This is a genomic window from Bradyrhizobium sp. CCGUVB1N3, from assembly GCF_024199925.1.
Taxonomy (GTDB): Bacteria; Pseudomonadota; Alphaproteobacteria; order Rhizobiales; family Xanthobacteraceae; genus Bradyrhizobium.
On the sequence record NZ_JANADR010000001.1, the window covers coordinates 6,883,117 to 6,895,800 of the forward strand.

14 protein-coding genes are annotated in these 12,684 nt (G+C 61.7%); 13 read left to right on the plus strand and 1 reads right to left on the minus strand.

Annotation, left to right across the window (positions count from 1 at the left end):
- Positions 1-48: 48 nt before the first annotated feature.
- From NLM33_RS32745 to NLM33_RS32795, 11 genes are all read left to right on the plus strand, one after another.
- Entirely contained in the window at positions 49-1,566 is a 1,518-nt protein-coding gene (locus NLM33_RS32745; RefSeq protein WP_254106015.1) for a bifunctional DNA primase/helicase, read from the plus strand.
- A 2-nt stretch (positions 1,567-1,568) separates the two neighbouring features.
- Entirely contained in the window at positions 1,569-2,090 is a 522-nt protein-coding gene (locus NLM33_RS32750; RefSeq protein WP_254102466.1) for a hypothetical protein, read from the plus strand.
- Positions 2,090-2,293 (plus strand): hypothetical protein, encoded by a 204-nt coding sequence (locus NLM33_RS32755; protein ID WP_254102468.1) that lies wholly within the window; start codon positions 2,090-2,092, stop codon positions 2,291-2,293. The genes NLM33_RS32750 and NLM33_RS32755 overlap by 1 nt, the downstream gene beginning before the upstream one ends.
- Positions 2,290-2,466, plus strand: coding sequence for a hypothetical protein (locus NLM33_RS32760; protein ID WP_254102470.1), 177 nt, complete (start codon positions 2,290-2,292; stop codon positions 2,464-2,466). Before NLM33_RS32755 ends, NLM33_RS32760 begins: the two co-directional genes overlap by 4 nt.
- A gap of 7 nt (positions 2,467-2,473) precedes the next feature.
- Entirely contained in the window at positions 2,474-3,085 is a 612-nt protein-coding gene (locus NLM33_RS32765) for a hypothetical protein (RefSeq protein WP_254102472.1), read from the plus strand.
- Positions 3,086-3,236: 151 nt separating this feature from the next.
- Positions 3,237-3,479 (plus strand): hypothetical protein, encoded by a 243-nt coding sequence (locus tag NLM33_RS32770; protein WP_254102474.1) that lies wholly within the window; start codon positions 3,237-3,239, stop codon positions 3,477-3,479.
- Positions 3,476-4,243, plus strand: coding sequence for a glycoside hydrolase family 25 protein (locus NLM33_RS32775; RefSeq protein WP_254102477.1), 768 nt, complete (start codon positions 3,476-3,478; stop codon positions 4,241-4,243). The genes NLM33_RS32770 and NLM33_RS32775 overlap by 4 nt, the downstream gene beginning before the upstream one ends.
- A 1,009-nt stretch (positions 4,244-5,252) precedes the next feature.
- Positions 5,253-6,572, plus strand: coding sequence for a site-specific DNA-methyltransferase (locus NLM33_RS32780; protein ID WP_256570568.1), 1,320 nt, complete (start codon positions 5,253-5,255; stop codon positions 6,570-6,572).
- Positions 6,569-7,060: a phage terminase small subunit P27 family gene (locus tag NLM33_RS32785; RefSeq protein WP_254102481.1), complete on the plus strand. Its 492-nt coding sequence runs from the start codon at positions 6,569-6,571 to the stop codon at positions 7,058-7,060. The genes NLM33_RS32780 and NLM33_RS32785 overlap by 4 nt, the downstream gene beginning before the upstream one ends.
- The gene (locus NLM33_RS32790; RefSeq protein WP_254102483.1) at positions 7,038-8,618 is read left to right on the plus strand and encodes a terminase large subunit; all 1,581 of its coding nucleotides are present in this window, start codon (positions 7,038-7,040) and stop codon (positions 8,616-8,618) included. The genes NLM33_RS32785 and NLM33_RS32790 overlap by 23 nt, the downstream gene beginning before the upstream one ends.
- 98 nt (positions 8,619-8,716) lie before the next feature.
- Positions 8,717-8,914 (plus strand): hypothetical protein, encoded by a 198-nt coding sequence (locus NLM33_RS32795; protein ID WP_254102485.1) that lies wholly within the window; start codon positions 8,717-8,719, stop codon positions 8,912-8,914.
- A 244-nt stretch (positions 8,915-9,158) separates the two neighbouring features.
- Here NLM33_RS32795 and NLM33_RS32800 read toward each other — a convergent pair whose 3' ends face one another.
- Positions 9,159-10,088: a ketopantoate reductase family protein gene (locus NLM33_RS32800; RefSeq protein ID WP_254102487.1), complete on the minus strand. Its 930-nt coding sequence runs from the start codon at positions 10,086-10,088 to the stop codon at positions 9,159-9,161.
- A 257-nt stretch (positions 10,089-10,345) separates the two neighbouring features.
- Between NLM33_RS32800 and NLM33_RS32805 the strand changes: the two genes are divergently transcribed.
- Both NLM33_RS32805 and NLM33_RS32810 read left to right on the plus strand, forming a co-directional pair.
- Positions 10,346-11,347 carry an ABC transporter substrate-binding protein gene (locus NLM33_RS32805; RefSeq protein ID WP_254102489.1) on the plus strand — a complete coding sequence of 334 codons (1,002 nt, stop codon included), beginning with the start codon at positions 10,346-10,348 and terminating at the stop codon, positions 11,345-11,347.
- Positions 11,348-11,598: 251 nt separating this feature from the next.
- Positions 11,599-12,588 (plus strand): ABC transporter substrate-binding protein, encoded by a 990-nt coding sequence (locus NLM33_RS32810; protein WP_254102490.1) that lies wholly within the window; start codon positions 11,599-11,601, stop codon positions 12,586-12,588.
- Positions 12,589-12,684: the final 96 nt, after the last annotated feature.

Genomic DNA, 12,684 nt, shown 5'->3' on the forward strand with positions numbered 1-12,684 from the left:
ACCACAAGTCGCAGAAGTGCCTGTCGGTCAAACAAGCGAGTGTCGGCGATGGTTTCATTTTCAAATGCCACCACTGCGGATTTGCAGGTTATGCAGTCGCGCCTGGCGGACAACGCCATCGAGTGGGCGCGCCTCGAGCGCAAGATCAGTTTAGAAACCTTGCGCAAGCTGCCCGTCGCATCCGGCAACGTGTTTTTTCCCGATTTGAACCGCCGTAGCGATGCGCTGATCTTCCTGTACCCGGAAGGCTGGAAGGCGCGTGCATTTCCGGAAAAGGCGTTCACGTCGCGCAAGGGAACGGCGCTGACGTTCTGGAACATCGAGGCGGTGCTCAATGGCCCGTTGAGCGACGTCTACATCGCCGAGGGCGAACTCGACGGCTGCGCGCTCGTCGAATCCGGGCTGCCGGTCGATCAGGTGCTGGCGGCGCCGGCGGCGAGCGGCGGCAGCTATCAGTACGTGATCGAGGCGCTGGAGAGCGGCCTTGCGAAGGCAAAGCGTGTCATCTGGTGCGGCGACCAGGACAGCGCCGGTCTGAAGCTGCGCGCCGTCATGGCGCAGCTGTTCGGCATCGCACGGTTCTATTTCGTCGAATGGCCCGAGGGTTCGAAGGATGCCAATGATCATCTGCGGACGGACGGCGCGCAGGCAGTGCGCGACCTTGTGCTCTATGGCTTGATGCCGTGGCCGACGAGCGGCCTGTATCGGATGAGCGAGCTTCCCGATCCGCCGCCGATGACGATCTGGACCCCGGGCTTCAACAGCTGGGGCCACCGCTGCAAGCTCGCGGCTGGCACGCTGTCGGTGGTCACCGGCCATCCCGGCATGGGCAAAACCACGGTCTTCGGGCAGGTCTGGTTTCAGGTCGTCCAGTATCACGAACTGGTCGCGTGCATCGCGAGCTTCGAGACGCGGCCGAAACCGCATCTGCGGCGCCAGCTGCGCACGCTGCTCAGCCGAAAGCTTGAATCGGTGATGACCGACAGGGAGATCGCTGATGCGGACCGCTGGATCAACGAGCACTACCTGTTCATGGCCCATCCGGAGCGGCGCCCCGATCTCGGATGGCTGCTGTCGCAGGCCGAAGCTGCCGTGCATCGGCACAGCGTGAAGATTCTGCAGATCGATCCGTGGAATCGGCTGGAGGCGAGCCGCGAGCCGCGCGAAAGCGAAACCGACTATATCGGCCGCTGCCTGCGCGAGCTGTACAACTTCGCCGTCGATCTCGACTGCCATGTGCAGATTCTCGCGCATCCGGCCAAGGCTGGCGACGGTTATCGCCGCAGCGATCCGCCCGAGCTTGAGCACATCCACGGCTCGAAACACTGGGACAACATGGTCGACCAGGGCTTCGTGGTGCATCGGCCGCAGTTGTTCAACGACCGCGGCGAACGCGAATTTTACACCGAGCTGCACCACAAGAAATCACGCTTCGAAGAGCTGGGCTACGCGACGAAGTTCGGCCTCGAATACCAGACTGACACCGGGCGGTTTGCTGAATGCGATCTGGTCAAAAAGAAATCGAAGCAGCAGGCAGCTGCGCCGCTGTTTGACGAAGGGAGGTAAAGATGGACTGCGTTTTGATCCGGCGGGACGACCCGCTGAAGTTCAACCCGCTGGAAGACGCGGTGCTGGAAGATATCGCACCGCCGATCTGGCACGGCCCGCATGTCGGCAAGCGTCTCGCCGAGGCCATGCGGACGCTGCGCAGTTTGCCGATGGGTGGCGTCGGCGGCTACGGCGGCAGCTGGCCGCCCTACGCTTACGAGTTCGAAGACATGCTGGCGCAGGCCGAGCAAGGCGAGCTCGAGAAAACGCAGCGGCTGCAGAATCGGGTGCGGCTGCTGCCGTCCTACGCCGACGTGACGCGCATGGAGGCGGCGATCTGCTGGCCTGCGCAGTATCTCGCGCGCACCAGCTGGCTCCTGGTCGCCGTCAATGCTGTGGCGTTTGCGCGCTCGATCGAGCGTGACGCGAGCTGGGTGGCCAACCGGCGCGGCGGCTTCGCCGAGACGTGGCGCGACCGCCATGATCGCGGCTGCGAGATCATCGCCGCTGGTCTCCGTGACGAATTGGCTCCGGTGTTCTGATGGAAGCAACGATCACGATAGACGGCCACACGCTGACAATGGGCCAGAGCATGTCGGTTCGCGTCGCCATCACCGCGTTCCTGATGGAGCTGAACAACGACAAGGAGTTCGCGGCAGACCTCGGGCAGATCGGCATCCAGTATCACGCCCGCCTGACCGAGGTGCTGCACCTGATCCACGAAGAGGCAAGGAGGAGCGAATGAGCTACGACTCGCGCGTCTATGATCTCGCCGAGCTGTTCCTCTCCGACGAGACGGCAAAAATTAACACGGAGGAAAACCGCAAGGCGCTCGCGCAGCATCTGCAGGACGAGCTGGAGCTTTTCATCGCCTATCTGCGGCCCGAGGCTGAACAGCAGAAGGAACATGGACATTGAGTTCGAATTGCCGCGCGGCGCCGAGCGCGAGTACCTGATCGTGTTTGGCGTGGCAGCGATCTACATCGCGACGGCGCCTTCCGGCGAACCGGCCATTGTCGGCGCCTCGCGCGATCTCGAACGGACGCAGCGGGCAATCCAGGCGAAGTGGCCCTCGTTCGAAATCACCGCTGCCTTCTGGGTCAGGGATCGCCATGCTGCGGAGAAGATCGCCTCGGCCGTGAACGCCAATTTGCGCCACAACACTGACGGCAGGCTTACAGCGCGCGGCGAAACTGCGGCGCGATTGATCGAAACTGTCGCTGCCGAGCGCGAAATTGTGCTGACACGCCACGAGACCGCTATGGAGCGCGTCCACGTCGCTGTTGAGCGCGTTGCGACGCAAATCAGCGAGTCAAATGCTTCGGGTGAGTTGGCCTGGTTCAATGCTGCCTATCGCGAGTGGCGTCTTGAAGCAAAAAAATTTGGCCTCGGAATGAGCTATGCTGAAGCGCGCGCGAGGCTTCGGAAAGAAGTCACCAAGCGTCTCATTCGGCTGAACAAACTCGATTTACGCGAAGACCTGTTGCCGAGCATCTTTCCAGCGTTGCCACAACATCGTCGAAAAAAATTTCGTTGACGCCCTGAAAAAAGGGGTGTCTGCTACGCGCACGCGCCCGAGGCCAGAGCCATGCGCTCGATCGGGCGGCGCCCGTAGTGAGACGAACACACCAAAACTTCTTGAGCCGATCTCGTTTCTGCGGGATCGGTTTTTTTGCGGACATTGCAGCATGAGGCAGCTCGCTGGTCGCGTGATCGCGCTCGCGGTCGGCGCCCTTGTCGTGCTGCACACGGTCGATGGGCGCGAGATCATCGTCAACCCGGCGCAGATCACGACCATGCGCGAGGCACACGACGCCGATGATCCAAACCGGGCGTTCACCGAGCAGGTACGCTGCATGATCAACACAGCCGATGGGAAATTCGTCACCGTGGTCGAAGAGTGCGAAGCCATCAGGGAGATGCTGAAATGAGCGACACGATCAACCCGCTCGCGGTCGATCTCTCGCACTGGGACCCGGCTGATGATTACCGCGCCGTGCGCAGCGCTGGCATTGTCGGCGTGATCTACAAGGCGACCGAAGGCCAAGGCTACACCGACGACACCTACGGTCAGCAGCAGCACGCTGCGAAGGCGGCTGGCCTGAAATGGGGTTCGTACCATTTCGCTGACGCCAGCGATGTTGGCGGCCAGATCGCGAACTATCTCGCCTTCGCTGCGCCCGATCCCGACGAGCTGTTCTGCCTCGACTGGGAGGACAACGGCGGCGACACCATGTCGGCCGACGACGCGAAGGAATGGATCAGCAAGGTCGAGGCCGCGCTGGGTCGTCCAGGCGAATGCGTGATCTATTCCGGCAACACAGCGAAAGAGCTGATCGACGGGCGCGATCCCTTCTTCGGCTCGCGGCGTCTATGGCTTGCGCAGTACGGGTCGGAGTGGGAGACGCAGGAAAGCTGGGCAGCGCCTTGGCTCTGGCAGTACACCGATGGCGTCTATGGACCGTCGCCGCATTCCATCAGCGGCATCGGTCCGTGCGATATCAACAGCTACGACGGGCCAGCGACCCAGCTGATCGAGCAATGGGCATCAGGATCGGCGCAGCCCATGCCACCGCCATCGCCAAGGCCGCAACCGAAGCCCGCCGTCACCATCGACGTTGCCGCGCCTGATGGGGTGCGCGTGCGTGTGCTGATCAACGGCATGCCGGTTGGACGATCTTTGCGGAAAGGCTGACCATGTGCTTCACGCTTGGATGGTTGGAACAACTGATCGTTTGGCTGATCGTCATCGTCGCCGTGGTGGCGATCATTAGGCTGCTGATCCCCTTCCTCGATAGCCTCACGTCCGCTGTCCTGACTGCTCGGAGGCAGCGGCACGCTTGGCTTTCCCCACCCAAGGTAGCCAAGTCGACGATCTGCCTCCGTATCCACCAGCGCCACCCTCGATCTGCAGGGGCTGCTAGCAAAGCGGTAGTAGATAGCTTCAACAACGGATAAAGTGATTCCGCTCAATAGCTTAGCGTTGATAAGCACCCGGTTTGGCAATACGGGAGGTCGAAATTGGTCATTGTGGGATGGCGGTCGACTGAGGATCAGGCTCAGCACAGTAGAGGCAATCCGAGCTCCAGCACATGCGAATGCGATAGCCTGGAGCAGGCGGCCACGTTTGTGATGGAAAAATTGAGTGATGCTGATCGGAAAACCGTGACGATCAGAGACGGCCTACGATTGGTTGAAATGCCTGAGATCGAGCAGATTTACCGCCGTGGCGGCCAAGCCTAAATGAACGGAACCAGCGATAGACGAACATTCCACGTTTGGAAGCTCGGGTTCCAAGGCGATGTCGGTTAGATCAGCTAAACCCTGCCTTCCGAACACCCGAAGTCACTTAGCAGCAAGCACTTGCATTGAAGTGCGCTTAAACCCTAGAAGTCTCGGGGAGATTTCATTCTCCGGGCGGGGGGGATAGGGAAAAAGGTAGCCCGCTAAAATTTCCGAGCGCGGCGGCGCCGCAATTTTAACGGCCGCGGTTAGCAAAAATCGCTCAAGAAAAGAATTTTCCCCGGCCGAAAACCGGCGAAGCTTCAAGGCTTTGGCCGAAAAACGGTAAACTCGGCAATTTCACTTAGCGCCTTCGCTGCTGCGGCAAGTGCGTTCCCGGTTTTCCCCGCCTGAAAGGGCCGCCGGAACCAGCGCCGCCGAAATAGAAAACCCTTCTATCCCCCTGAAAGATAGGACGCTCAATGGGTTACAGCCCCGGTTCCGAGCCGGTTCCCCCGGGCTTGCCCGGAACCCCTTGGCCAGCTGATCGGGTGGAGCGGCGCCCGATATCGGCCCTCGTGCCCTATGCCCGGAATGCCCGCACGCATTCGGAAAACCAGATCGCGCAGATTGCGGCCTCGATCCGCGAGTGGGGCTGGACGGCGCCTGTGCTGGTGGACGAAGCCGGGTCGATCATAGCTGGGCACGGGAGAGTCCTAGCTGCGCAGCGGTTAGGGCTGGGTGAGGTCCCGGTTATGGTGGCTCGCGGCTGGTCCGAGGCGCAGAAGCGCGCCTACGTGATCGCCGATAACAAGCTCGCCGAGAACGCGGGCTGGGACGAGGCGCTGCTGAAGATCGAAATTGCCGATCTTGCGGCCATGGGTTTCGACCTGCCGCTGGTCGGGTTTTCGGACCGCGATATCGCGCGGCTGTCGAATCCGTCCGGTGGGCTGACCGATCCCGACGCGACGCCCGTGTCGCAAGGGACGGTCATAACGCGGCGCGGCGATATCTGGGTGCTCGGTCGGCACCGCCTGGTTTGCGGCGACGCGACCAACGAGGCCGACGTTGCGCTCGCGCTCGGCGGGATCGCGCCGCACCTCATGGTTTCCGATCCGCCCTATGGCGTCGATTACGATCCGGCGTGGCGCAACCGGGTCCGCCGCAAGAACGGCACCCTCGTTGGCGCCCGCGCGCTCGGCGAGGTGACGAACGACGAGATCGCCGACTGGCGCGAGGCCTATGCGCTGTTCCCCGGCGACGTGGCCTACATCTGGAACGGCGCGCTGAAGAGCGCCGAGGTCGCGGATTCGCTGCTCGCGGTTGGCTTCGGGCTGCGCGCGCAGATCGTCTGGTCGAAAGAGCACTTCGTCATCGGCCGCGGCGACTATCACTGGCAGCACGAGCTGTGCTGGTACGCCGTGCGCAAGGGCAAGCCCGGGCGCTGGGCCGCCGGCCGCGATCAAGGCACCGTCTGGCACATCGGCGTGCCGAATGGCTGGGCGCAGGTTCGCGAAGGCCCTGACGGCCATCAGGGAATCCATTCGACGCAGAAGCCGGTCGAATGCATGCGGCGCCCAATCGAAAACAATTCCTCGGTCGGACAGGCGGTCTACGACCCGTTCGTCGGCAGCGGCACCACGATCATCGCGGCGGAAATGACCGGCCGCGCGTGCTGCTCGATCGAGATCAAGGAGGCCTACGTCGATATCGCGATACGGCGCTGGCAGAACTTCACTGGCGAGGACGCGCGGCTGGAGAACGGCCCGACGTTCGCCGAAAAGAGCGAGGCGATTCAATGACTGGGCGTCCGTTGCCGACGCAGCTGAAAGTGCTGCGCGGGAATCCAGGCAAGCGGCCATTGCCGAAGAACGAGCCGCAGCCGCTGATCGCGCCCAACGTGCCCGATCCGCCGCCGTTCATTTCGGGCTACGCGGCCGACGAATGGTGGAGCACCGGAGAGGAGCTGCACCGGCTCGGGTTGCTTACCAAGGTCGACGTGCAGCCGCTCGCTGCCTACTGCTTCGCCTATGCGCAATGGCGCATGGCGGCTGAGGCGCTTGCGAAAATGCAGGCCAACGATCCGGTCATGAACGGCCTGATCATCAAGACGAAGTACGGCGACGCTGCAGTCAATCCGCTGATCTCGATCGCGCGCAAGGCGGCGGCCGACATGGTCCGCTACGCCACCGAGTTCGGGCTGACGCCCGCAGCTCGCAGCCGGATCGCCGCCGGCGTCGGCGCCGAACCGGCAAGGCTGAGCAAGTTTGCAGGCCTCCTCGCAGGTTAGGCGCTCTGCGGACGGCAGGCGCCGCGCCAAGGCCGTCATTGACTTCATCGAACGCCTCACCGTGCCCAGCGGCACCGGCCAAGGCGCGCCGTTCAAGCTGCTACCGTTCCAGAAAGAGTTCATCCGCGACATTTACGAGCCGCACATCGATTTGAACCGTGCGGTGCGCCGCGCGATCCTCTCGATGGCGCGCAAGAACGGCAAGACGGCGCTGATCGCTGCCATCGCGCTCGCGCACCTCGTCGGCCCCGAGGCCATCGTCAACGGCGAGATTTATTCCGCTGCCAACGACCGCGACCAAGCGGGCATCGTTTTCAAATTCGCGCGGCAGATCGTCGATCTGGAGCCAGAGCTGCGCGAGGAAATCGAGGTGATCCCCTCGACGAAAACGATGGTCGCGCGGCGAACCGGCTCGATCTATCGCGCCGTCTCCGCTGAAGCGGGCACCAAGCACGGCTACCTGCCGAGCTTGGTGATCTATGACGAGCTGGCGCAGGCCAAGAGCCGCGATCTCTATGACGTGCTTGATACCTCGTTCGGCGCGCGCACCGAGCCGCTGTTCATCACGATCTCGACGCAGTCGAACGATCCCGAGCATGTGCTGTCGAAGCTGATCGACGACGGCCTGTCCGGTGTCGATCCGGCCATCGTCTGCCACCTCTATGCGTCCGATGATGATTGCGCCCTGGACAACGAAGAGCAGTGGGTCAAGGCCAACCCGGCGCTCGGCAAGTTCAGGGATCGCGAGGACCTCGTCGCGGCGATCCGCAAGGCGATGCGAATGCCCGCCGAGGAGCCGAAGGTCCGCAACCTGTTTCTGAACCAGCGCGTGTCGCCGGTCTCGTCGCTGATCAGCCGCGCCGAGTGGATGGCCTGCGCTGATGCGGTCGAGATCGCGCCCGGAGAGGACGTCTATCTCGCGCTCGATCTGTCGAGCGTCGTCGATCTCACTGCGCTCCTGGTCGGCTCGGTCGCGGAGCCAGCGCGGGTGCTGCCCTACTTCTGGAAGCCGCGCGATCTCATTCTGGAGCATTCGGCGCGGGACTTCGGCACCGGCAACCAGCGTTATCGCGAATGGGCCGAGGCCGGACACCTCAAGCTCTCGCCCGGGCGCACCATCGATCCCGAGGCGATTGCGCTGTTCATTGCCGAGCTGACGCAGCGCTATCGCGTCAAGGGCCTCGCCTATGATCGCTGGCGCATCAACGATCTGCTGCGCGAGTTCGACCGCATCGGATTGCAGGCGTTCCAGGACGGCGACAAAGGCGACGGCCTGCGGCTGGTGCCGTGGGGCCAAGGCTACAAGGACATGGGTCCGGCCATCGACGCGCTGGAGCTGACGATCATCGAGCGACGGCTCAAGCACCCGAACAACCCGATTCTGAACTGGAATATGGCTAACGCGGTAGCCACGATGGACCCGGCTGGCAACCGCAAGCTCGACAAGGACAAGGCGCGGTTTCGCATCGACGGCGCTGTGGCACTCGCGATGCTGCTCGGCCTGCGCTCGCGGGATCGCGCGTCCAGGCCCATCGATATCGAGACGCTGATCGCATAGGGGGCGAAAATGTATCTGAGCACGAGAGAGGGCCTGAAGGTCCTGCTGATCGTCGTGGTGGTTGCGCTTGTCATCGGCCTGATCGTATGGGCGGCGCAGTGAATCCTTCCGTCCTGCAGGTCTTTCCGCCGGTCCGGCTCACCGTTACCGGCAACGACTACGCCTACGAGGGCTGGCTCGCTTCCGTCGTGATCAAGCGCAGCGGCGCCATTCGCTACGTCATCGAGGACGATAACGGGCGGCTGTTCATCCACGACGCTGGCCAGATCGGACACGAGGAAGGATGGCTGCCTTGAAGGGCGATTTTCGAAGGCGGCCGTGGAAGCGCGTCGTGTTCGCGGCCGACTGCGAGGAGCACAGTAACTGCCCGGGCGGCATCGACTATGCCGAACGCGCCGCATCGGCCATCGCAAAGTTACCTTTGAGATTAGGAGCTGCAGATGTCGGCTTATGGTGGCGAAGCAGAAATCTTCTGTTCAATGAGAGCATTTCTGTTCATGACCCGAGGCGGACATGTCGAAGTGCTCTGGGATGCTTCGCTCAGTTGGCGTGGGCGTTACCCATCCGGTGCAGCTTGAGCATGGCATAGACCGCATTGTTGGCTGGCGTAGGAACGCCAAGCGGGCGCCCGAACTCCACCACCTTTCCGGCGAGCCAGTCGAGTTCGAGCCGGTTGCCGCGTTCGAGATCGTGCAGCATGGAAGCCTTGAAGGTCGGTGGCGAGGTTTCTGCGAATTTCATTCTGTCCTCGGCGAAATTCTCCGGTATCGGAACGCCCTTGGCGCGGCCCACCGCCACCACCTCGCTCATCAGGCTGTAAAAGAACGCTCGCGTATCCGGGTCCGCCAGGATTGGCCCCAGCGGCTGGCGAGTCGTTGCGGTCGCGCCCGATAGCCCAACGAGAAATACAAATTTCTGCCAGCGCTCCCGGTCAATCGCGTCGGATACCGAGATGTCGATCCCGGCCATATGAGCGGCGTCGGCAAAGGCTTTGAGACACCCATCGGGCTTTCCGTCGGTCCTCCCGCAGACCATGCGCGCGAACTGGCTCGTGTGGGTAACGACGCCAGGCGCAGACAGCACTGTAGCAATATAGGCACTCCCGGCGACCACATTGTCGGTGCCGAGAATTGGGGCGATCCTCTCCGCGCTATCAACGCCGTTTTGCAATGGGATCACCCGCGTGTGGGGTCCGACCAGGGGGAGGGACAGCCTGGCCGCCTTCTCGCTGTCCCAGAGCTTGACAGCGAACAGAACGATATCAACCGGGCCGACCGTGGTCGGATCATCGGTCACATTGGGTTCAGGCAAATGAAGATTGCCAAGCACACTCTCGACCCTGAGACCGTTTTTCCTGATTGCCGCGAGGTTAGAGCCGCGTGCGATAAAGAAGACATCGTGCCCTGCCGCAGCCATACGTGCTCCAAAATAACCGCCGAGGGCACCGGCCGCCATCACAGCGATACGCATGTCATCCTGCCTCCCTATAACGACACTCAGCCGATAGAGGATACCACGCGACGGACCCGGGTTCGATCCATTGAACGCCCGCTTCTGGCCCCATCGCGACGTATTGCACCGCCGCACGAGCCCGGTCGCTAAAGGCGCTATAGCAGAAATCGAGAGGCCGCTGTCTATTGCGAAGCGCGACGCTCATGACCCGATGCGAACACCTGTCCAGACGCTTCCTTTCTGATGTGCTAGACGAGTCTCACGAGGGTCTCCAGATGAGGCGGAGGGATTTCATCGCGGCTGTTGGCGTTGCCGGATTGCGTTCGTTTGCGGCACGCGGGCAGCAACCGACGAAAATGAAGCGTGTCGCAATGGTTCATGACACGATGAAGGCCGCTAACATGAGAATGGGCGGCGACGCGAACTATCAGATCATTTTCGAGGAGTTGAAGCGTCTCGGCTATGTCGAGGGGCAGAACCTAATCGTTGATCGATATTCGGCAGTGGGACGATTGGACAGCTTCCGCGACGTTGCGCGCGATGTCGTCAGCACACAACCGGATGTGGTCTTTCTCGTAACGGACGGGCTGGCCCGGGAGTTTCTAGCAGCGTCGAGCACAATTCCAATTGTAGCCCTGACCGGTGATCCAGTCGCTGGAGGATTGGTTTCGGGCCTTGCGCAGCCTGGCCGCAACATCACAGGCGTAAGTATCGATGCTGGGTATGAAGTCCAAGGTAAGCGCCTCGCGTTGTTCGGGGAAGCTATACCAAGACTGCGCAATGTCCGTCTTCTCGGGACCAAGTATAGTTGGGAAAGCGTTGGTGGTAGAGCGATTCGCGAGGCCGCGCAGAAGTTAGGAATATCTTTGCAATTTGCGGCTTTGGACGATCCCGCGAACGAGGCGGCCTACAGGCGCATCTTCAATTCGATGCGGCAATATCAAGTCGATGGAATTTTGTTCAGCAGCGACAGCCCCAACTACATCTATCGTTTTTTGCTGGTCGAATTAGCCAATGAGAGTCGGATACCGGCAATCGGTCAGTACCGCGATGCGACTGAGGCCGGAGGCCTGATGTCCTATTCGTACGATGTCAAAGGCGCGGTTCGCCGCATCGCGCAGCAGATCGCTGAGGTTTTGAACGGAGCGAAGCCGAGCGACATGCCGTATTTTCTGGAGGCTCGTTTCGAGTTGGTGATTAATCTCAAGACGGCCAAGGCGCTCGGCCTCGAAATACCTGCTGGGCTGATCGCCCGGGCTGACGCGGTGATCGAGTAGCCTCTCTTTGCTGCAGTGCATGAGTCCGGAATTGGCCCATCTCTGCCGATCTCCGACGTCAGCTTTGACGGCGAGTTTCGGAGGCATAGCGGACTCGTTATGCTCACTTGGAGTTTTGTCGAGATTGACCCATTTGCGACGTTGGCCGAGCGTTCCCGAGCGTTCAAGAGCTGTGTAGGAAACCAGACCCTGCTCCTGCAACTGTGCTAGTTTGCGCGGGTCAGGTGCCTTGCCCGGAGCGCGGAGCGGACATGAGACGGCGCGAGTTCATCACCTGTGTTGGCGCCGCCACCGTGGGGTGGCCGCTCGCAGCGCGTGCGCAGGAGAAAAGGCGGCGCATTGGGGTGCTATTGGGACGCTCGCCCGCCGACCCCGAAGGAAAGCAACAGGCCGAAGCACTCGAGCAAGGGCTAGCGCAGCTAGGGTGGAATCGGGATCGCAACGTTCTGGTTGAATACAGATGGTCTGGCGGCGATCCCGTGCGGACGCGGATGCTCGCGAAGGAACTGGTCAGTCAGCAGCCCGACGTCATCGTCGCTCAGAACACTGCCATCGTGACGGCATTACTCGGCGAGACACGCACCACTCCCATCGTTTTCGTGATGGTTACCGATCCAATCGCAACTGGCTTCGTTGCCAGCTTGGCCAAGCCCGGTGGCAACGCCAGCGGACTTGTCGATCTGGAGCCTTCACTTGCAGGAAAGTGGATAGATCTGTTGATGCAGATCGCGCCCCGGCTCGCGCGGGTCCATTGCATCTTCAACCCTGAGACTGCTCCGGGAGCCGGATCATATTACTTGCGCCCGCTGGAGCTGGCTGCAACATCGCTCGGTGTCGAGCCGATCGCTGCGCCGGTGCGCGACGCGGCCGGCATCGAACAAGCAATTGCGGGGGTTGCCAGCGAACCCAATGGAGGGCTCGTGGTGATGCCGGACATTTTCAATGGAATCCATCGCGAGTTAATAATCTCAACCGCGGCCCGCGACCGTGTGCCAGCAATCTATGCCTTCCGCTTCTTTGCTTCTGCCGGCGGACTGATGTCTTACGGTGTCGATGTCCTTGACTTGTATCGGCGAGCCGCGGCTTACGTCGACCGCGTCCTGAGGGGCTCGCAAATTGCGGATCTTCCCGTGCAACTGCCGATCAGGTTCGAGCTTGTCATCAACTTGAAAGCTGCAAGAGCGCTTGGCGTCGATGTTTCCCCGTCGCTGCTCGCTCAAGCCAACGAGGTGATAGACTAGATCCTGCCCAATGTCGCTTGCTGGTCCTTCGCGACATATTGCAAGGCCGCGTGATCTGGGTCGCTAACGGAGCATAGCGGAAATTGAAGGGCGGCC

Coding starts and splice junctions, on each gene's coding strand:
- NLM33_RS32745 (WP_254106015.1), top strand. CDS start 49: ATGGTTTCATTTTCAAATGCCACCACTGCGGATTTGCAGGTTATGCAG.
- NLM33_RS32750 (WP_254102466.1), top strand. CDS start 1,569: ATGGACTGCGTTTTGATCCGGCGGGACGACCCGCTGAAGTTCAACCCG.
- NLM33_RS32755 (WP_254102468.1), top strand. CDS start 2,090: ATGGAAGCAACGATCACGATAGACGGCCACACGCTGACAATGGGCCAG.
- NLM33_RS32760 (WP_254102470.1), top strand. CDS start 2,290: ATGAGCTACGACTCGCGCGTCTATGATCTCGCCGAGCTGTTCCTCTCC.
- NLM33_RS32770 (WP_254102474.1), top strand. CDS start 3,237: ATGAGGCAGCTCGCTGGTCGCGTGATCGCGCTCGCGGTCGGCGCCCTT.
- NLM33_RS32775 (WP_254102477.1), top strand. CDS start 3,476: ATGAGCGACACGATCAACCCGCTCGCGGTCGATCTCTCGCACTGGGAC.
- NLM33_RS32780 (WP_256570568.1), top strand. CDS start 5,253: ATGGGTTACAGCCCCGGTTCCGAGCCGGTTCCCCCGGGCTTGCCCGGA.
- NLM33_RS32785 (WP_254102481.1), top strand. CDS start 6,569: ATGACTGGGCGTCCGTTGCCGACGCAGCTGAAAGTGCTGCGCGGGAAT.
- NLM33_RS32800 (WP_254102487.1), bottom strand. CDS start 10,088: ATGCGTATCGCTGTGATGGCGGCCGGTGCCCTCGGCGGTTATTTTGGA.
- NLM33_RS32805 (WP_254102489.1), top strand. CDS start 10,346: ATGAGGCGGAGGGATTTCATCGCGGCTGTTGGCGTTGCCGGATTGCGT.
- NLM33_RS32810 (WP_254102490.1), top strand. CDS start 11,599: ATGAGACGGCGCGAGTTCATCACCTGTGTTGGCGCCGCCACCGTGGGG.